Origin of the sequence: Streptomyces sp. NPDC055243 (assembly GCF_044544025.1) — a bacterium.
GTDB lineage: Bacteria > Actinomycetota > Actinomycetes > Streptomycetales > Streptomycetaceae > Streptomyces.
In genome coordinates, this window is the sequence record NZ_JBITWR010000031.1 from 17,230 (window position 1) to 35,428 (window position 18,199).

The 18,199-nt window shown below is 71.4% G+C and carries 20 protein-coding genes and 3 pseudogenes; 12 read left to right on the plus strand and 11 right to left on the minus strand.

Features of this window, described 5'->3' with window-relative positions:
• Nucleotides 1–7 precede the first annotated feature (7 nt).
• From ACIGXX_RS43410 to ACIGXX_RS43425, 4 genes are all read right to left on the minus strand, one after another.
• Nucleotides 8–415: a YciI family protein gene (locus ACIGXX_RS43410; protein ID WP_351166322.1), complete on the minus strand. Its 408-nt coding sequence runs from the start codon at nucleotides 413–415 to the stop codon at nucleotides 8–10.
• A 165-nt stretch (nucleotides 416–580) separates the two neighbouring features.
• Nucleotides 581–958 (minus strand): toxin Doc, encoded by a 378-nt coding sequence (locus tag ACIGXX_RS43415; RefSeq protein WP_351166324.1) that lies wholly within the window; start codon nucleotides 956–958, stop codon nucleotides 581–583.
• Nucleotides 958–1,197: a hypothetical protein gene (locus ACIGXX_RS43420; protein WP_344521400.1), complete on the minus strand. Its 240-nt coding sequence runs from the start codon at nucleotides 1,195–1,197 to the stop codon at nucleotides 958–960. Before ACIGXX_RS43420 ends, ACIGXX_RS43415 begins: the two co-directional genes overlap by 1 nt.
• 16 nt (nucleotides 1,198–1,213) lie before the next feature.
• Nucleotides 1,214–1,819: a winged helix-turn-helix domain-containing protein gene (locus ACIGXX_RS43425; protein WP_361473653.1), complete on the minus strand. Its 606-nt coding sequence runs from the start codon at nucleotides 1,817–1,819 to the stop codon at nucleotides 1,214–1,216.
• A gap of 70 nt (nucleotides 1,820–1,889) precedes the next feature.
• On the opposite strand from ACIGXX_RS43425, the gene def reads away from it, so the two are divergent.
• A complete protein-coding gene (gene def / locus ACIGXX_RS43430) occupies nucleotides 1,890–2,552 on the plus strand; it encodes a peptide deformylase (protein WP_399984722.1) in 663 nt (220 codons plus the stop codon).
• A 130-nt stretch (nucleotides 2,553–2,682) separates the two neighbouring features.
• Here def and ACIGXX_RS43435 read toward each other — a convergent pair whose 3' ends face one another.
• The 4 genes from ACIGXX_RS43435 to ACIGXX_RS43450 form a co-directional block, all read right to left on the minus strand.
• Nucleotides 2,683–3,048 carry an STAS domain-containing protein gene (locus ACIGXX_RS43435; RefSeq protein ID WP_351166331.1) on the minus strand — a complete coding sequence of 122 codons (366 nt, stop codon included), beginning with the start codon at nucleotides 3,046–3,048 and terminating at the stop codon, nucleotides 2,683–2,685.
• 168 nt (nucleotides 3,049–3,216) lie between these two features.
• Nucleotides 3,217–3,936: an ANTAR domain-containing protein gene (locus ACIGXX_RS43440; RefSeq protein WP_383824847.1), complete on the minus strand. Its 720-nt coding sequence runs from the start codon at nucleotides 3,934–3,936 to the stop codon at nucleotides 3,217–3,219.
• A gap of 64 nt (nucleotides 3,937–4,000) precedes the next feature.
• Nucleotides 4,001–4,747 carry a GAF and ANTAR domain-containing protein gene (locus ACIGXX_RS43445; RefSeq protein ID WP_399984727.1) on the minus strand — a complete coding sequence of 249 codons (747 nt, stop codon included), beginning with the start codon at nucleotides 4,745–4,747 and terminating at the stop codon, nucleotides 4,001–4,003.
• Between the two features lie 230 nt (nucleotides 4,748–4,977).
• The gene (locus ACIGXX_RS43450; protein WP_366464776.1) at nucleotides 4,978–6,306 is read right to left on the minus strand and encodes an aspartate aminotransferase family protein; all 1,329 of its coding nucleotides are present in this window, start codon (nucleotides 6,304–6,306) and stop codon (nucleotides 4,978–4,980) included.
• A gap of 88 nt (nucleotides 6,307–6,394) precedes the next feature.
• Between ACIGXX_RS43450 and ACIGXX_RS43455 the strand changes: the two genes are divergently transcribed.
• Together ACIGXX_RS43455 and ACIGXX_RS43460 are read left to right on the plus strand one after the other, a co-directional pair.
• A complete protein-coding gene (locus ACIGXX_RS43455) occupies nucleotides 6,395–7,309 on the plus strand; it encodes a LysR family transcriptional regulator (protein ID WP_399984731.1) in 915 nt (304 codons plus the stop codon).
• A 105-nt stretch (nucleotides 7,310–7,414) separates the two neighbouring features.
• Complete coding sequence (locus ACIGXX_RS43460; RefSeq protein ID WP_351166341.1) at nucleotides 7,415–7,705, plus strand: hypothetical protein; 291 nt, start codon at nucleotides 7,415–7,417, stop codon at nucleotides 7,703–7,705.
• Nucleotides 7,706–7,779: 74 nt separating this feature from the next.
• Here the strand turns inward: ACIGXX_RS43460 and ACIGXX_RS43465 are convergent, their stop codons facing one another.
• Both ACIGXX_RS43465 and ACIGXX_RS43470 read right to left on the minus strand, forming a co-directional pair.
• The gene (locus tag ACIGXX_RS43465) at nucleotides 7,780–8,319 is read right to left on the minus strand and encodes a hypothetical protein (protein WP_399984735.1); all 540 of its coding nucleotides are present in this window, start codon (nucleotides 8,317–8,319) and stop codon (nucleotides 7,780–7,782) included.
• A 94-nt stretch (nucleotides 8,320–8,413) separates the two neighbouring features.
• Nucleotides 8,414–8,704: a hypothetical protein gene (locus ACIGXX_RS43470; protein ID WP_399984755.1), complete on the minus strand. Its 291-nt coding sequence runs from the start codon at nucleotides 8,702–8,704 to the stop codon at nucleotides 8,414–8,416.
• On the opposite strand from ACIGXX_RS43470, the pseudogene ACIGXX_RS43475 reads away from it, so the two are divergent.
• From ACIGXX_RS43475 to ACIGXX_RS43490, 4 genes and pseudogenes are all read left to right on the plus strand, one after another.
• Nucleotides 8,648–8,767 (plus strand): annotated as a pseudogene (locus ACIGXX_RS43475) (hypothetical protein); the annotation flags it as partial. The gene ACIGXX_RS43470 and the pseudogene ACIGXX_RS43475 overlap by 57 nt on opposite strands.
• Nucleotides 8,768–8,980, plus strand: a complete 213-nt coding sequence (locus ACIGXX_RS43480) for a hypothetical protein (protein WP_399984758.1) — start codon at nucleotides 8,768–8,770, stop codon at nucleotides 8,978–8,980.
• 48 nt (nucleotides 8,981–9,028) lie between these two features.
• On the plus strand, nucleotides 9,029–10,000 hold the full coding sequence (locus ACIGXX_RS43485; protein ID WP_399984738.1) for an ATP-binding cassette domain-containing protein: 972 nt from the start codon (nucleotides 9,029–9,031) through the stop codon (nucleotides 9,998–10,000).
• Entirely contained in the window at nucleotides 9,997–10,788 is a 792-nt protein-coding gene (locus tag ACIGXX_RS43490; RefSeq protein ID WP_399984742.1) for an ABC transporter permease, read from the plus strand. Before ACIGXX_RS43485 ends, ACIGXX_RS43490 begins: the two co-directional genes overlap by 4 nt.
• Here ACIGXX_RS43490 and ACIGXX_RS43495 read toward each other — a convergent pair.
• Nucleotides 10,769–13,936 (minus strand): ATP-binding protein, encoded by a 3,168-nt coding sequence (locus ACIGXX_RS43495; protein ID WP_399984745.1) that lies wholly within the window; start codon nucleotides 13,934–13,936, stop codon nucleotides 10,769–10,771. The genes ACIGXX_RS43490 and ACIGXX_RS43495 overlap by 20 nt on opposite strands.
• Before the next feature lie 142 nt (nucleotides 13,937–14,078).
• Here ACIGXX_RS43495 and ACIGXX_RS43500 point away from each other — a divergent pair, with 142 nt between their 5' ends.
• The 5 genes and pseudogenes from ACIGXX_RS43500 to ACIGXX_RS43520 all read left to right on the plus strand — a co-directional run.
• Nucleotides 14,079–14,480, plus strand: coding sequence for a VOC family protein (locus ACIGXX_RS43500; RefSeq protein WP_351166351.1), 402 nt, complete (start codon nucleotides 14,079–14,081; stop codon nucleotides 14,478–14,480).
• A gap of 117 nt (nucleotides 14,481–14,597) precedes the next feature.
• Entirely contained in the window at nucleotides 14,598–15,800 is a 1,203-nt protein-coding gene (locus tag ACIGXX_RS43505) for an NAD(P)/FAD-dependent oxidoreductase (RefSeq protein WP_399984750.1), read from the plus strand.
• A 114-nt stretch (nucleotides 15,801–15,914) separates the two neighbouring features.
• A pseudogene (locus ACIGXX_RS43510) lies at nucleotides 15,915–16,016 on the plus strand (RNA polymerase subunit sigma-24); the annotation flags it as partial.
• A gap of 202 nt (nucleotides 16,017–16,218) precedes the next feature.
• Nucleotides 16,219–17,199: a polyphosphate kinase 2 gene (gene ppk2, locus ACIGXX_RS43515; protein ID WP_383824902.1), complete on the plus strand. Its 981-nt coding sequence runs from the start codon at nucleotides 16,219–16,221 to the stop codon at nucleotides 17,197–17,199.
• Nucleotides 17,200–17,266: 67 nt separating this feature from the next.
• Nucleotides 17,267–18,046, plus strand: a pseudogene (locus ACIGXX_RS43520) (alpha/beta fold hydrolase); the annotation flags it as partial.
• Between the last annotated feature and the right edge of the window lie 153 nt (nucleotides 18,047–18,199).

The window sequence follows — 18,199 nt, forward strand, 5'->3', positions numbered from 1 at the left end:
GCAGAGGTCACTCCGTGATGGTGTGCGCCGCGGACAGGAACGGACGCAGCTCGAGCCACTCGTGGATGGGCTTTCCGCCTGCCCCCGGGGCGGCCGACAGCTCCCCGGCCAGCTCGACGGCACGCTCGTAGCTGTCGACGTCGATCACCATCCAGCCGGCGATGACGTCCTTGGTCTCGGCGAACGGGCCGTCGGTGACCGGCGGGCGCCCTTCGCCGTCGTACCGGACGAACGTCCCCTCGAAGGCCAGTGCCTGGCTGTCGACGAACTCACCGCTCTGCTCGAGCCGGTTCGCGAAGTCGTTCATGTACTGCACGTGCGCCGAGATCTCCTCGGGCGTCCACTGGTCCATCGGCACGTCGTTGACCGCCGCCGGGGCGCCACGGTAGTGCTTGAGCAGCAAGTACTTGGCCATGGTGATTCTCCTCGGTACTGGTGCGACCCATTGTGGCCGCGTTCACTACGGGGACGGAGCCGGCCACGGTTTCTCGACATCGTCGGCAGATTTCTCTTTCGACTTTCCTTCTCGGCTGCCGGGCCGAGCCGTCGGGTCGGGAGGGGGTGCCCGCCGAGAAGGGGGTCAGACCTTCCAGGACCTGATCTGGTCGGCGACCGCGTAGACGCTGATGCGGCTCTCGCTTATCTTTCGCACGAGATCGGACAGCGCTCCGTAGGGCGGATCGATGCCCTCGCCGGACTGGTCCATGTACTGGGCGGCCACGAACGCCGCGTACAGGCTGTTGCGGTAGGGCAGGGGCTCCAGGCGCACGATGGTGTGCAGCAGGGCGGCCGCGCGCCAGGCGGCGTCCGGGTCGGAGGATTCCAGGGTCGGCAGCTTCGTCCTGTGCCGGGCGACAGCGGCGACCAGCGCGGAGTAGTCCGACACGGACATGTCCTCGGGGGCCACGGCGAACTCCTGGATGTCCAAGAGCCATGAGACGTCTACGAACAGAACCATCAGGCGGCCGCGGACCCCTCGTGACGTGCGGAGGGTGGAATCTCCTCGGGGTTGGCCGCGTCGAACTCCGCCCGCAGCCTGTCGGCCCAGGTGGAGGCGCCGGCGACGAACTTCTGGCGCTCCATCTCACGGACTCCGAGGTCGTGCAGGTACTGCTTGAGGCTCTTGCCCTCGGCCGCCGCGGCCGCGCGGACACCCTTGAGCTCCTCGTCGGTGAAAGTCACGTTCAGAGACGGCATATCTCCAAGGTACCAACTAGGTACCTGCCGGGGGAGTGTCTCCCCCGTCCGCAGCCGAATCGGGCTGCGCCAGCAAGGGGAACAGCCGGGTGATGAGGGCCACCGGGCGGGCGCCGTCCGGCCGGGCCAGGGGACGCTGTTCCCGGTCCTGGTAGGGGGCGAGTGCCCGGCGGACCGTGTCCGCGACCCGGCTCATCTCCGCGGGCGTCAGGTAGGCGATGGCGCTGAAGGCCTCGTCGCGGCGCCACTCGCCCGGTGCCTGGTCGCGCTGGGCGAGCCATCGCCGCCAGCTCTCGTCCTCGAGGCCGCGCGCCAAGTCGCCGAACTGCTCCTCGGCGGGTGCGCCGGCGGGGCGGTGCTGCTTCAGGCGCCAGGGGCGCGCGCGTCCCCCGTGGTGAGGGGCTTCCTCGATGTGCCCGTGGCGGGCGAGCTGGCGGAGGTGGAACGAGCAGAGCCCCGAGCTGTGTCCCAGCCGGGCGGCGGCTTCGGTCGCCGTGACGGTGCCGACTTCGGCCAGCAGGTCCATCAGGGCCGTACGGACCTCGTGCTCGCGCAGTGCATCGCCGCTGTCGGCGCGGTCCCCGGTCGGGCCGGGGGAGGAGTCGAGGTCATCTTCAGTCACTTTGCAAAGTCTGCTACTTTGCAAAGTCCTTGGCAAGGGGGTCTTGCCCGACGCAGAAGGGGAGAGCGCGATGGCTGTTCGTCACGACCGGTCCCGTCCCGCAGACCGGCGAGTCCGGGTGCAGGGCCGGCCCGTCGACATGTATCCCGCGCAGGCGCCGGAGGCGGAGCGGGGGTCGGTGCGCCGGGTCACGGTGGTGGGGGAGGAGGTCCTGAGCCGCCCGTGCCGCGAGGTGACCGGGTTCGGAACCGCGGAACTGTCGGCGCTCATCGACGACATGTTCCTGACGATGTACGTGGCCGACGGTGCGGGCCTCGCCGCCAACCAGGTGGGCGTCGACCTGCGGCTGTTCGTCTACGACTGCCCGGACGACGACGGGATCCGGCACGTCGGCCACATCATCAACCCCGTCCTGGACCTGCCCGACCCGGGAAGCCGCCGCCTCGTCGACGAACCCGAGGGCTGCCTGTCCGTGCCCGGTGCCACCATGGCCGTGGCCCGCCCCGATCGGGCCGTCGTCCGCGGGCTCGACAAGGACGGCCACCCTCTCGCCATCGAGGGGACGGGCTACTTCGCCCGCTGCCTGCAGCACGAGAGCGATCACCTCGTCGGCCACACGTATCTGGACCGGCTCTCCAAGCGGGACCGCAAGGACGCCTTGCGGCAGATGGAAGACCGACGCGAGGACGTGTTCGCCCAACGTTCCGTCAAGGCGGGCAGTTTGGGGCGCTGAGACACCGAGAGGGCAGGTGGTGGGCAGGTGGTGCACAGACCCCGTACGGCTGGACCTCCCTCCGCCGTCGCGGGGCCGGCGGAGGCAGCGGCTCGGTCTCGGCGACACGGCATTTCCCACCCCTCGGACCTCATGCTGCGACGTGGGGTGGTTCGGGAGAGGGCAGGGCCTCCAGCGTCTCCAGCCCCAACCGCATCACCGGGTGGTGCAGCAGGCGCAGGGTCGCAGGCCGCGTGCAGACCAGACGGATCTTGCCGCATCGGCCGGTGGCCCGGTCACGTGCGCGTGCCAGCGCCTTGATGCCGCTGGTGTCCATGAACGACACCGGGCGCAGGTCGATCAGCAGGTCGGGGCGGCCGGTGTAGGTCAGCCAGTCGAGGTGGCAGACCAGGCCGGGCGCGGTGAGCAGATCGATCTCCCCGCACACGATCACGAGGCTGCAGCTGCCGTGCGTACGGACTTCCTGGACACATGCGGTGGGCTGGACGGGGATCATGAAGACCCTTCCCGATGGCGCGATGTCCGTGGGGACTTGGCGCCGACGGGGACCCGGTCGACACGGGGGATTCTAGGCCCGGCGGAGAGACTTGCGTGCTCTTGTGCCGAACGGCTGCGGACGTGGCATGACCTGTGCTGTGCGGCGGGCGATACGGCCGTGGGCAGGCTAGGGCCACCGTTTGTCGGGGTCGTCCAGGCGGAGCTGGTACGCCAGTACGTCGCGGGCGGTGGCCAGCAGCGGGCGGTCATGGCTGTAGGCGTGACCGCGCAGCTGCCTCAGGGCTTGGGCGCAGGTGATGCCGAGTTGGGCGGAGAGGAGGCCAGTGGCCTGGTGGACCTCGGCGAATTCCCAGCCGGGTTCGTCCACCAGCAGGCAGCTGGGCTCGGGCGGCCGGGCGGCCCGGCCGATGACGATCTGGGTGAGGGTGTCGGCGAGGCCGAAGGCTTCGGCGAGCTGGTCGTGACTGAGTGGTCCGGGCCGGGTGCGATGGCCGGTGAGCGCGCCCATCGCGATCACCCCGATACGCAGTGGGAACGTGAACATCGCGCGTACCCCCAAATCCCCGACGCCGCCGGGCAGCCCGGGCCAGCGGGTGGGGGCGAAGGCGCTGGTGTCCGCCAGGTCGGGCAGCAGGAGGACCATCCCGTGCCGGGCGGCGTCCAGGCTGGGGCCCTGCCCCTGGGTCAGCTGCAGATCCTCCAGGGCGGTGGTGCGCTCGCCGAAGGACTGCACCAGCTCGGGGTTGTTGCCGCCGGGGGCCAGCAGCAGGGCCAGGCCGTCCAGTCCCAGTGACCGGGCGCATGCTTCGAGCGGCAGGGGGGCCGGCCCGGGGCCCGGGTGGGTGCGCAGGGTGCGCAGATAGGAGGCCATCGCCCGCTCGGGCACCGGCCTCACCCCCTCCCGGGTACGAACTGGCGCCAGGGACTCGGCTCTTGGTCGCGCCGCCGTCTCACCGTCCGCGGTCCAGCAGGGAGGGGTCTGCGGATTCTTCCAGGACCTGCCGGGCCAGGTCGGTCAGCCGCATACGGTGATCGCGGGCGTAGTGGCGCATCACCGTGAACGCCTCCTCGACACTGGTGCCGCGTCGGTGGGCCAGGAAGCCCTTGGCCTGCTCGATGACGATCCGGGAAGTCACCGCTGCCTGCAACTGCGCCGCGACGGTCATCTGTTCGCTCACCGCGCGCTGTTGCAGGACCCCGATGGTGGCAGTGTCCGCCAGGGCCTGCCCCAGCCTCAGCTGGGCGGCGTCCAAGGGGCCCGGTTGATCCCGGAACAGTCCCAGAGCGCCGATCACCTGATCGTGCAGCCGCAGTGGGGCCGACACCACCGAGGTGAAACCCAGCTCGAGCGCCCGAGGGGTGAACTGCGGCCACCGGATCTGGGCCGATGCGGTGGCCAGCGCCATGTCCGGTACCAGCAGACTGGAGTGGAAGCAGTCCCGGCACGGGCCCTCGTCCCACTCGATGCCGGCCAGCTCCAGCTGACGGGTGCGCTCATCAGAGGCGGCCGCGTCCACCAGCCGGCCTGCGGGGGTGGCCAGCATCACCCCGGCCGCCGCCACGTCCAGCAGGTCCACACAGTGCTCGGTCAGCGTGTGCAGAAAACTGATGACGTCGAAGTCCTGCACCAGTGTGTCGGCGAGATCGACGAAGGCCAGAGCCAGGCGCTCTTCACGCGGTAGTCCAAGCACGCCCACTCACCCTCAAGATCGTGGGACACGCGAATCCGGGCGCCCCTCCCGCTCGTGCCCAGTATGTTCCCTGCCGGGCACAACGGGTGAGCCTCAGGCCAGCTGCTCTCTTTCGTCTACGGGACTTCGACAGACGTGGTCAGGTCTGATCACAGTCGTCCTGAGCCGAACACCCTGGTTCAGGTTCTGGCAAACGGCTACGCGACGATCGCCACGATCTGCGGTGAGCCGAGGTCTCAGAGCGCTGCGCAGGCCTCGCCGATCGCCTGGTCCAGCATCGCGAGGCCGAGGGAGAGCTCGTCCTCGGTGGCCGTCAGCGGGGGCGCCATGCGCAAGACGCCGCCCATACCAGCGAGTTGGACGATGTTCATGTGCAGGCCGAGTTCCAGGCAGCGCCGGGTGACCCGTGCGCCCAGCTCGTTCGAATGCTGCTTCGTCTCGCGGTCGACGACGAGTTCGAGCCCGGCCAGCAGACCCCGGCCGCGGATGTCGCCGACGACCTCGTGCCGCGTGGCGATGTCCGCAAGCCCCTGGTGGAGGAACGCGCCCAGCGACCGCGCACGCTCCTCGAGCCTGTCGCGGATCAGGACGTCGAGGACGGTGTTGCCGACCGCCGCCACCAGCGGGTCGGCGACGTGCGTGGTGAAGAACAGATACCCGCGCTCGTACGCCTCCTGCTCGATCTCCGCGCTGGTCACCACGGCCGCCAGCGGCAGGCCCGCCCCCAGCGTCTTGGACAGCGTGAGGATGTCGGGCACGACGCCGTCGCGCTCGAAGGCGTACCAGGTCCCGGTCCGGCACAGACCGGTCTGCGCCTCGTCAAGGATCAACAGCATGCCGCGCTCGCGGCACTTGGCCCGCAGAGCCGCGAAATACCCGGCCGGCGGCTCGATGATTCCGCCGGAGCTGAGAATCGGCTCGACCAGGCACGCGGCCAGGCTGCCGGTCGACTGGGCGTCGATCAGGTCGAAGGCGAAGTCCAGCTGGCGGCGCCAGTCCAGCGAGCCGTCGTCCGTGGTGAAGTCGGGCCGGTAGGCGTTCGGCACGGGGATGGCGAAGTTGCCGGGCGCGCCCGGCCCGTACCCCTTGCGCCCCGCGCTGTAGGTGGCGGACGCGGCGGCCTGCGTCATGCCGTGCCAGGACCGCGCGAACGAGACGATCTCGTGCTTGCCGGTGACGAGCTTGGCCATCCGGATCGCGGCCTCGTTGGACTCGGCGCCGGTCGTCAGGAGCAGTGCCTTCTCCAGCGGCGCGGGCAGCGTACCGGCAAGACGCCGGGCGAGGTCGACCACCGGGCGGCTGAGCATGCCGCTGAAGAGGTGGTCGAGAGACGCGACCTGCCGCTGCACGGTCGCGACGATCTCCGGGTGCGAGTGGCCCAGGATCGCGCTCATCTGGCCGGAGGTGAAGTCGAGGATCTTCCGGCCGTCCGCGGTGAACACGAAGCTTCCGGCGGCGCGCTCGATGATCTCGTGGGTGAACTCGCCGCCGTAGCGCACGAGATGCCTCTCGGCATCGGCCCAGAAGGTGTCGGTGGACGCGGGGGCGGTGGTCGAAGCGGTCATGCCGCCGACGGTAGGGGGCCGCCGAGCGACACGTCCATCTCACGATTCCGGCTTTCCTGTTCGGTAGAACCGCACAACAATGAGGGGTGTGATGAACCCCTGGAGGCTGCGACTGCTCAGCCAGCTCGACACGCTGGGCACCGTCCGGGCGGTCGCCCAGGCCGCCAACCTGAGCCCGTCCAGCGTGTCGCAGCAGCTCGCCGTGCTCGAGACCGAGACGCGCACCCAGCTGATCGAACGCACGGGCCGCCGGGTGCGGCTGACCCCGGCCGGGCTGATCCTCGCCCGGCGGGCACGGGCGATCCTCGACCACATGGCCAGCGTGGAGGCGGAGCTGCGCGGGTTCGGCGAAGAACCGGCCGGCCTGGTGCGCCTCGGGGCCTTCCAGAGCGCGATCCACACCATGGCCGTACCGGCGGTGAGCCGCCTGGCGCGCGAGCACCCGCACCTGGACGTCGAACTCCTCGAGCTGGAGCCGCACGCGAGCATGCCCGCGCTGCGCGGCGGCGACGCGGACATCATCATCACGACCACGGACTTCGACGAGCTGCCGCTGGGACCGGACATCGACCTCGTGCCACTGGCCACGGACCCGGTCCTGCTGGTGGTCCCGCCCGAGCACCCCGCCGCCGGTCGCGGCGCCGTGGACCTCGCGGCCTACGCGGACGAGCCCTGGGCGTTCGACATCCCGCAGTCCTACATGGCCAATCTCGCGCTGCGCCTGTGCCGCCAGGCGAGCTTCGAGCCACGGGTGGTGTGCCGCTTCAGCAACTACATGATGACCCTCCAGCACGTCGAGGCCGGACTGTCGATCGCGCTGCTGCCCGGCCTTGCGGTCGACCGCCGCTACCGCGTCGCCACCCGGGAACTCGCCACTCCGGTGACCCGCACCATCACGGCGGCGATCCGCCGCGGCTCCCCGCCTCGCGCGGCGGTGCGCGCCGTACTGGAGGCACTGCGGCATCATCCGGAGCTGCCGTTGCCGCTGCCGGTTCGGGGGTGACGGCCTCGCGCGGCGCCGACCCGGCCGGTCATGGTCACCGGCCGAGCAGCGGGAGAGCCGGCCGCCGCTCCGGGGATTGTCAGTGGCGGCTGGGAGGGTGGACGCATGGACAGGGACGAGGAGTTGCTGCGCGGCCGGGTCTACGGCCAGGACCACGATGATCCCCGGCAGGGACCCCAGCCGGGGCGGGACTACGCCGAGCTGGTCGGCGGGCCGCTGGACGGCCTGTTGCTCGACATCACCGGCTGGACCAAGGGCGAGAAGGAGACCGGCGTCGCCCTGCCCACGGAGCTCGGGCACTTCGGCGCCGGCGGGCGGGCGCTGTACGACCCACGCCCCGCCGGCCCCCGGTCGGGCGGCCGGCGCCGCTGGGACTGGTCCGGCGACACTCCCTGACAACTGCCGGGCTCCGGAGCCGAAGGGTGGCGTCGGCCGGCGGCATGCGGCCGCTCACCGCTCCCGCCTGCCGCTCACCGGTCCTGCCTGGGGGAGACGTCGATCTCGTGTTCCACGGCCCACGTCCAGTACTCGCTGATCGTCCGGCCACCGGAAGCGGCGGCCGCGGAGATCGTCTGGGCCGGGGCGTCGAGGATGCCGATGGGGGGCGGGGTGGTCTCCAGGAGTACGGCGTGGCTCTGGCTGTCCGGTACGCGCCCGGTCGCGAAAACGTAGGAGGATCCGTCGTCCAGCAGCTCTTCCCCCTGGTAATGACTGACCGTGGTCGTGTCGCGCACGCTTCCCTTGAAGACCTGACCGACGCGGACGGCGTACATGTCGGAGACGATGCCGTAGATGTCACGCTCACCGGTCCGGCCCACCACCGTGCCGACGAACACGTGGTCGGCGGTCCCCGCCACCTGCCGGGCGTCCTGAGGATCGTAGAGCGTGACCGCCTCCGTGGGGCCGTTGCTCCTGCCGGGACCGGTGAGGCTGTACACGCTCCAGGCCGCACATCCCAGCACCGTCAGCGCCGCCGCGGCGACCGCCGGACGGCGGCGAACCTCGCTCATTGTTCTGCCTTTCATCCCCACAGCGCGTGGTAGTTCCGCCGGTCCCGTGACGTCGGCTCCGCGTTGGAGGACATGTCGTAGAGGTGTGGAGCCATCAACGAGCCGTAGGGCGAGGGGTTCTTGTGGCAGAACCCAGGGCGTGGCCGAGCTCGTGCGCCGCGATGGTCTGCCGGGACGTGGTGTCCCCGTACTGCTTGCCGGCCCCCAGATACGCCTTGTTCAGACGCAGCATGTCGGTGCCCTCAAGCCCCTTCCAGAGCCCGAGGATGTTCTTCCACGGAGGCCGGGAGGTGGTGACGTCCGACCACCCGCCGCCCTCTTCCACCGCCTGCTCACCCGCGACCACGACGCCTCCGCCGAGGCCCTGGCCGAAGCCCTCGCGCATCACGGCACCTACTGGGGCGACTCGGCGGCGCCGCGCGCCCGAGTGGCGCTGGGACCGCTGGCGATGGCGAGCCCGGCGTACGACTACGACTTCCCCCTAGCCCCGCCGCAGCCACACCTGCCCACGGACTTCCCCCTCACCCTGCCGCAGCCGCACCTGCCCACGGCTCTGCTCGACCGCGGACGGATCGAGGAGGTCCCGGGCCGAGCCCTCGCCGGTGGTCTCACGCCCGGCACATCGAGGCACTTCGAGGCTCCTCGGGTTCCGGGGCGCTGAAACCGTCGTGAAACCGCGCTGAAGGCGCCCTGCCGCAACCTCTGCGGCATGACGACAACGACATCGCCCTCCCTCGCCATCGCGGCCACGGGGCTGCGCAAGGCCTACGGGGACAAGACGGTCCTCGACGGCATCGACCTGGCGGTGCCGGCCGGCACGGTCTTCTCCCTGCTCGGCCCGAACGGCGCCGGCAAGACCACCACCGTCAAGATCCTCTCCACGCTCATCGGTGCCGACGCCGGAGACCTGCACGTCGGCGGCCACGACCTGGCCGTCGACCCGCAGGCCGTGCGGGCCGCGATCGGTGTCACCGGGCAGTTCTCCGCCGTCGACGGCCTGATCACCGGCGAGGAGAACATGCTCCTCATGGCCGACCTGCACCACCTGAATCGCCGTGAAGGCCGCCGGGTCGCCGCCGAGTTGCTGGAGCGCTTCGACCTCGTCGACGCCGCGAAGAAGCCCGCCGCCAGCTACTCCGGGGGCATGCGGCGCCGCCTCGATCTGGCCATGACGCTGGTGGGCGATCCGCGGATCATCTTCCTCGACGAGCCGACCACCGGCCTTGACCCCCGCAGCCGCCACAACATGTGGGCCATCATCCGCGAGCTGGTCACCGGCGGGGTGACCGTCTTCCTCACCACCCAGTACCTCGAAGAAGCCGACGAGTTGGCCGACCGCATCGCCGTCCTCAACGACGGCAGGATCGCCGCCGAAGGCAGCGCCGACGAGCTCAAGCGACTCATCCCGGGTGGGCATGTCCGGCTGCGCTTCGCCGACCCGGCCGCCTATCAGAGCGCTGCCCTGGCCCTGCGCGAGGTCACCCGGGACAACGAGGCGCTGTCGCTGCGGATTCCCAGCGACGGCAGCCAGCGCGAACTGCGCTCCCTCCTCGACTGGCTCGACGCGGCCGGTATCGAGGCGGACGAGCTGACCGTGCACACCCCCGACCTCGACGACGTGTTCTTCGCCCTCACCGGCGGCTCCACCGTCCCCAACCACCCCACGGAGGCCGTCCGATGAGCTCGCTCTCCCTGGCCGCACAGGACTCGGCCACCATGTTGCGCCGCAACCTGCTGCACGCGCGCCGCTATCCGTCCCTCACCCTGAACATCCTGCTGACGCCGATCGTCCTGCTGCTCCTGTTCGTCTACGTCTTCGGCGATGTGATGAGCGCGGGCATCAGCGGCGGCGGCGCCGACCGCTCCGACTACATCGCCTACCTCGTCCCGGGCATCCTGCTGATGACCCTCGGCGCCACTCCGGCCGGCACCGCGGTGTCGGTCTCCATGGACATGACCGAGGGCATCATCGCCCGCTTCCGCACGATGGCGATCCACCGCAGCTCGGTGCTCGTGGGGCATGTCGTCGGCAGCGTGCTGCAGGCGATCATCAGCGTGGTGCTCGTCGGCGCCGTCGCCGTGGCCATCGGATTCCGCTCCACCGACGCCACGGCCCTGGAGTGGCTGGCGGCGTTCGGGCTGCTCGTGCTGGTCGCCACGGCGTTCACCTGGATCGCGGTCGGGATGGGCATGGCCAGCCCCAACGCCGAGGCGGCCAGCAACAACGCGCTGCCGCTGATGATCCTCCCGCTCATCTCGAGCGCCTTCGTCCCCGCCGACGCGATGCCGGGCTGGTTCCAGCCGATCGTCGAGTACCAGCCCTTCACCCCGGCCATCGAGACCCTGCGCGGCCTGCTGCTCGGCAGCGGGATCGGCAACAACGGCTGGATCACGATCGCCTGGTGCGTGGGCCTGGCCGCGCTCGGCTACCGCTGGTCGACGGCGTTGTTCAACCGCGATCCGAAGTAAGGTCGCGGGCCGCCTGCCACAGCTCGTCCCGCGTCAGGGCGGCGTACATCGACACCGCGTCGGCGTACGCCGCCCAGTCGGCGTCCTCGGCCGCCTGCCGGGCGCGGGCCGCCGACATCGTCGGCTGGAACTCCCGTGGCGCCCGCAGCCGTTCGGCCAGCGCGATCTTCCGTACGGCGAAGGCTTCACCGCACGCGAGACCCGCCATGCCCAGCGCGTGCAGCACCGACCCGAACACCGGCAGCTCCGTGGGCGAGCGGGGCGGCCCACTCAGTAGTGTCCGCAGCCGCTGGCGCAGCCGGTCGACCGGCCCGGCGACGAGGTCGAGACGGCCGGCGTGCGCGTGCGCCGTCACCGCAGCCGCCTGGACCTGCAGCGCCCACGGGTCGAGCCAAGGGTCGCCGCCGTGCAGGGAACCGGCCTCGGGCATCCGCTCCACGGCGCTGCGCCACAGGCCGAGTCCGGCCTCCGTCAGCCCCCGGGTGAGCGCGATCTCGGCGCGGCTGCCGAGATCGGGGCTGTAGAAGGTGTCCTCCTGCGGGGTGTGTTCGCCCTCCACCTGCCGCAGCCAGTACTCGGCCTCGTCGGGCTCCCCGCGCTGCAGGCAGGCCAGGACGAGGGCCGAGCGGATGCCGATGTAGTCGTGCTCGCCGCCCAGCCGCGGCAACGTCTTCAGCGCCGCCCGCAGGTGCTCGTAGGCGGTCTCGCCCTGCCCCATCCGCAAGGACAGCTCGCTCAGCCGGGAATGGCCCATGAGCCGCAGGGAGGGGTTGTCGACCGGAGCCAGTGCCGTGATCATCCGGCGAGCCGAGGCGAGCGCGCGGTCGATGTCGTGCTCGTACTCCCAGACGTACGTGGCCACGCATTCGGCGATGGCGGCGACCAGCGGCTGCGCGTCGGCGCAGAGCAGGTGCAGCACGTCGTAGTCGGGAGGCCGCATCTGGGGCAGAGCGCCGAGCACGACGGCCGTGGCGCGCGGCAGGGTGTCCGGCGTCGCCGCAGGAAGCCGCCGCAGGGTGATGAGCTGGCGCACGGCTCGCGGGCCGTGGTTCATGAACAGGCCCGCCGTGCACAACACCGCGGCGGAGCGGGCGACTTCGACGTACTCGGGCGTGGGGGAGTAGTGCGAAAGCGGCGGGCCGGTGTCCGCGGCGAGGGTGGCCAGGCGCGGGTAGTTGGAGTCGGTGGACCACAAAGCGGCCAGGACGGCGGTCAGGGCGGCGATCGTGGGGCCGTCGGCACGGGCCAGGGCGTGTCGCAGGGCCAGCGCGAGATTGTCCTGCTCGGCCCTGATCCGTTCCCGGGCCGCGACGGGGTCCTCCGCGCTCGAGCGCGGCCGAGAGGACGCGGAGGGTTCCGGGCCGAAGAGCACTTCGTGCCGGGCGACCCCGAAGTCCCGGGCCCACGCCAGGAACCGGCCCACGGCCTCGTCATCCTCACCGGCCTCCGCACGGCGGGCCGCACTGAACTCCCGTACGGTCTCCAGCATCCGAAACCGCACGCCGACCGGCGTGTCGGCGACGGTGAGCAGCGACTGGCCGGCCAACTGCTCCAGCAGCAACAGCGCGTCCGCACCCAGCACCTGCTCCGCCGCGTCACCACGGAAGCCGCCGGGGAAGACGGACAGCGTGCGCAGCGCCGCCCTGGCGTCCTGCGCGAGCAGGTTCCAGCTCCACTCCACGACCGCGTGCAGCGTGCGGTGGCGCTCGGGCACGTCCCGCGCGCCGCCGCGCAGCAGCGCGAACCGGTCGCCGAGGCGGCGGGCGATCTCCGGCACCGACAGCACCCGCACCCGCGCCGCGGCCAACTCCACGGCCAGCGGCAGCCCGTCGAGGTGGCGGCACAGCTCGGTCACCGCGTCCGGCGGCAGCTCCACACCGCTCCTCGCGGCCCGCGCCCGCTGCGTGAACAGCTCGACGGAGGTGTCGAGTCCGAGCTCCGGCAGCGCGTACACCGCCTCCGACGTGAGGTCCAGCGGGGCCCGGCTGGTGGCGAGCACCCGCAGCTCCTTGGAGGAGGAGACCAGTGCCTGTACGAGAGCGGCGGCGCCCTGGACGACCTGCTCGCAGTTGTCGAGCACCAGCAAGGCGGGCCCCGGTCCGAGCACGCCCAGGATGCCCGACACCGGGTCGGCCGCGCCGTGGCCGCTCACGACGCCGTGCCGCCCCTCGCCCGCACCGAGCGCGGTGGCCACCTCGCGGGCCACGTCCTGGTCCGCGGTCAGGCCGGCGAGCGGCACGAAATGCACCACGCGCTGCTCGGCCCGGCGGCTGACGGCGTGCGCGAGCCGGGTCTTGCCAAGACCGCCGGGCCCGACGACGGTGACGGCGCGCGAGGCGCGCAACAGCCCTTCCACCGCGGCGATGTCCTCGTCCCTGCCGAGCAGCGGGTTGGGCTCATGCGGCACCCCGTGCCTGACCACAGGCGCCTGGCCGCGCAGCAACTCCTGCTGCACGGCCTTGAGCCCGGCGCCCGGATCCGTGCCCAGCGCCTCGCGCAGCTCACGACGGTAGGCCTCGTACCGCGTCAGCGCGGCGGACGGGCCCGCCGTCGCCGCCTCGGAACGCAGCAGTTCGGCAAGCACCTCCTCGTCACGCGGATGCTCCGCGAGGGCCACGGCCAGCGGCCCGGACGCCTCCGCATGCCGTCCCAGGCGGGCGAGCGCGAGCGCCTGGGCGCGGACGAGCGTGGCGCGCACGGGGGCGCGTTCGGTGCGCAACGCAGCTACGGGATCGCCGGTGCCACCGTCCCCGCCAGGGGCGCCCTCCCACAGGGCGAGCCCGGCCTCGGCCGCTGCCAGCGCTCCCGCGTGGTCCCCGGCCCTGGCCCGCTGTGCGCTCACGGCGGCGTGCAGCAGCAGGGCGGAGCTGTCGACCTGCTCCTCGACGAGGGCGAGCCGGTATCCGACCGGTGTGCTCGCGATGACATCGGCGCCCAACTGGGCCCGCGCCCTGGACACGAGCACCTGCAGTGCCTTTCCCGGCCGTTCCGGCGACTCCTCCGGCCACAGCCCTGCCACCAGCCGCTCGGCGCTACAGCCGGTGCGCACATCGCCCGCGAGCAGCGCGAGCAGGGCCCGGAGGCGGGGCGCGGTGACCTCCTGCCCGCGATAGGCGACACGCGGCAGCAGGGTCAGGTCGGTGGTCACCCGTGCAGATTAGCCAAGCCACCGGCGGCCCCACCTCGCGCTGTTCCTGCAGGGGCCCGCGAACGGGCTTCAGGGGTCCTGGTCCGCTATTTCTGGCGGACTACCAGGTGCCGTTCAGTGACGGCCTTAGAGTTGCCCAACCATGCCTGAACTCCTCGGAATCAACCATCTGACCCTCTCCACGACCGACCTCGACCGGCTCGTGACGTACTACACGGAGTTGCTCGGGGCGGCGCTCGCCTTCGAGCGTGCCGCGACCCCTTCCGATCCTCGGATCGCGGCCGTCGATGTCGGCGGCGCCGACCACCTGATGATCGTCGAGACCGCCACCGCCCCCACCACTGACCTCGACCCCCTGAGTGGGGCGGGATGGGGGCTGCGTGTGGCGACGTACAGCCAGCTGTGTGAGGTGCGCGAGCGCGTCCTGGGTGCCGGGTGGCCGGTCGGACCGATCGAGACGCTGCCCGCGCAGTGGACGATGACGGCTCGCGATCCCGATGGACGCCCGGTGGATGTGCGGGCGCATCGGCCACTGGCGGGCTGACATCGTGGCGGGACTCCTGGCGCGCACAGGGCGGTGAAGTGACCTGCCTCACATGCTGTCACAGCGGTCGATCACGCGGTGTCTTGTGGCTGAACCGCCAGAGACGAAGGAGATGCCATGAGTGAGAACACCGCAGTGGTCGTGATCGGCGGCGGATACGCCGGTGTCATGGCGGCCAATCGACTGACCCAGCGTGACGACGTGACAGTGACCCTGATCAACCCCCGCCCGACCTTCGTCGAGCGGATCCGCCTGCACCAACTGGTGGGCGGATCTCACGACGCCGTCATGGAGTACGGCAAGGTCCTGGCCGCGGGCATCGATCTGGTGGTCGACACCGTGACACGGATCGACGCCGCCGAGCGCAGCGTGATCCTGGCGAGCGGCGGCGCACTCGACTACGACCACCTCATCTACGCGGTGGGCAGCGGCAGCGCCGACCCGAGCGTGCCCGGAGCGGCCGAATTCGCCTACCCGCTGGCCGACCTGGAGGAGGCGCGGCGGCTGCGCCCGGTCGTCCAGGCCGCGCCCGCGACGGCCGCGGTGACGGTGGTCGGCGCCGGACCGACCGGCATCGAGACCGCCGCCGAGCTGGCGGAGGAGGGCCGCACCGTAACCCTGGTGTGCGGCACGGAACTTGGCCCCTACCTGCATCCTCGGGGGCGACGCTCGGTGGCCAAGCGGCTGGCCAGGCTCGGTGTGACCGTGATCGAAGGCCCCGACGCGACGGTGACGGCGGTGACGCGCGATGCCGTACGACTCAGCGGCGGCCGTGAGATGGCGAGCGAGGTGACCATCTGGACCGCCGGATTCGGTGTGCCGGACCTGGCCGCCCGCAGCGGGCTGCGTACCGACGCCCTGGGCCGCCTGCTCACGGACGAGACGTTGACCAGCGTGGACGACGAGCGCATCGTGGCGGCCGGGGATTCGGCGGCGCCGTCGAACCTGCCGTACCGGATGAGCTGCCAGGCCGCCGTCCAGCTCGGCCCGCAGGCCGCCGAGACCGTGCTCAGCCGCATCGCGGGGGAGCGGCCCGCCACCGTCGACGTGGGGTTCGTCAGCCAGTGCATCAGCCTCGGACGGCGCGCCGGCATCTTCCAGTTCGCCAGCAGGGACGACACCGCCAACCGGTACTACCTCGCCGGCCGTCCGGGCGCCAAGGTCAAGGAGATCATCTGCCGGAGCATCGCCTGGCAGCTGGCCTACGAGGCGCGCAAGCCCGGCAAGCGCACCTGGTGGACCAAGGACGCCAAGCGCCCGCAACTGCTCCTCCAGGCCGTGCGCGACGAGGCACCGGCCGTCGCCGAACCGGCGGCCTGACGAAGCATCCGGGGCGCGCCCCACGCATGCGATCATCAGCGCCGCAGGCCACGAAGGAGATGGCCCCGATACATGAGCGAGAACGCCACCGACCCGGCGACGGAGACGTTCGTCGCCCACCGTGTCGAGGACGCCCGCATCACCGGCCTCGACTATGTCCGCAACCCTCAGAAGCTGTCCCGCGTCGAGTTCGCGACGCCGCTCACCCCGCACTGAACACCGCTGGTGCAGAAGCCACGTGGGAGAGCACGGCAACCCACCAGCCCGGCGGGCGCACGGTGGACGACGCCGCTGACGCCGCCCGGTGAGCGGGGCGGCCCCGGGGCGCGGAACCGCGACGCGTGGGGACGTCGCAGGGCTTATGGCGTTTTCTGCGCAGTAGTGCTCGATGGGGGTAGTAAGAAGACGGCACGTGTCGATGAGAGGAGAAGGCGTGACGTCGGACGAGAAGGACGGGGAAGGTTTGCTGGACGGCCTGTCGGTGGATGAGGCCCGGCCGGAGCGTCCGGTACTGCTCGACGGGCAGGGTGAGCCCCTGCAGACCTGGCGGGAGAACTATCCCTACGCGGAGAAGCTTCGGCGCAAGGCCTACGAACGCCAGAAGCGGATCCTGCAGATCGAGCTGCTGAAACTGCAGAGATCCGTGCGCGAGCAGGGCCAGCGCATCGTGGTCGTGTGCGAGGGGCGGGACGCCGCGGGCAAGGGCGGCACGATCAAACGCTTCACCGAGCGCCTCAACCCCCGAGGGGCCCGCATCGTCGCGCTGGACAAGCCCACCGAGCGGGAAGCGGGCGAGTGGTACTTCCAGCGGTACGTCGCACAGCTGCCGGCCGCGGGGGAGATCGTCTTCTTCGACCGCTCCTGGTACAACCGTGCCGGCGTCGAGCCCGTCATGGGCTTCTGCACGCCACGGCAGCACGACGAATTTCTCCAGCAGGTCCCGCTCTTCGAGAAGATGATCACCGATGACGGCATCGTGCTGGTCAAGTTCTGGTTCTCCGTCTCCCGTGCGGAGCAGCGCACCCGCTTCGCCATCCGCCAGGTGGACCCCGTACGTCAATGGAAGCTCTCACCCACGGACCTGGCCTCACTGGACCTGTGGGACGCCTACACCCACGCCAAGGTGGAGATGTTCCGCGCCACGGACACCGTCCACGCACCGTGGTCGGTGATCAAGTTCAACGACAAGCGCCGCGGGCGCCTCGAAGCCATCCGGCACCTGCTGCTGCGCATCGACTACGAGGCCATGGACAAGGACGCGGTGGGGGAGGCGGACCCACTCATCATCGGCCCCGCCGACACATTGCTGGAAGCGGACGAGGACCCGACGGACCTGTCCCCCAGCCGACTCGCCGACACGGGGGAAGGGCCTGGCCAGCACCCTGGTCAGCACCCATGACACCTGCGGCGGCTGACGGGCCGTCCGCATCACGTCGCCCAGACGGCCAGAGAGAGGGAGGTCGCGCATGACCGCGCTACACGTGACGGTGTGGGACGAGACCGGCGGCGAAGGGGCCCCGGCGGTCTTCGCCCACAACATTTTCACGTGGGGCAGCGACGAGGCGTACGGGTTCGCGGCCCAGCGGCCACTGGCCGACCGCTACCGCCTGCTGCTGGTGGACCGCCGTGGCTACGGCCACAGCCCCGACACCGAGCGCAGCGACTACGACACCGACGCCGACGACCTGGTGGACCTGCTGACGCGGCAGGACGGGGGCGCGCACCTGGTCGGACACGGCAACGGCGGCCTGGCAGCCATGCTCGCAGCCGGGCGCCGCCCCGACCTCGTACGTTCCCTGACGCTGATTCAGCCCGCCGCGTTCTCCGCGGCCGCCCACCACCCCGTCGTCGAGGCCATGCTGGACCGGGTGCGAGACAGCGCGGGTGTGCCGGATTCGGTGACGCCGGAGCAGTACCTGCGTGCCTCCACGGAAGGCCTGGGCATGGCCATGCCCGACCCCACCCCGCAGCGCCTGCGTGCCGTGGCCACGTCGATGCGCGAACGTCCCGTATGGGAAGCGGCCGTGCCCCTGAAACCGTTGCGGGCCGCGCCATGGCCGACGCTGGTGATCTGCGGGACCTGGCAGGACGCACCGGAGATGTACCGCACCTACGCGGGCGAGCCGCTGATCGCCTGCGCCGAAGCCGTGACCGAGGCCGTCGACGGCCGGCTGCTGCGCGTGGACGGCTACTACCCGCACACCCAGCAACCCGCCGCGGTCAACGCGGCCTTGCGCGAACTGTGGGGACGGCCGCGGGGGGGGGGGGGGGGGGGGGGGGGGGGGGGGGGGCCCCGCCGCGCGGCCCGGGCGGGGGGGGGGGGGGGGGGGGGGCCCCCCCCCCCCCGGGGCCGGCGGGGGGGGGGGGGGGGGGGCGCCGGGCCCCCCGGGTTTTCTGAC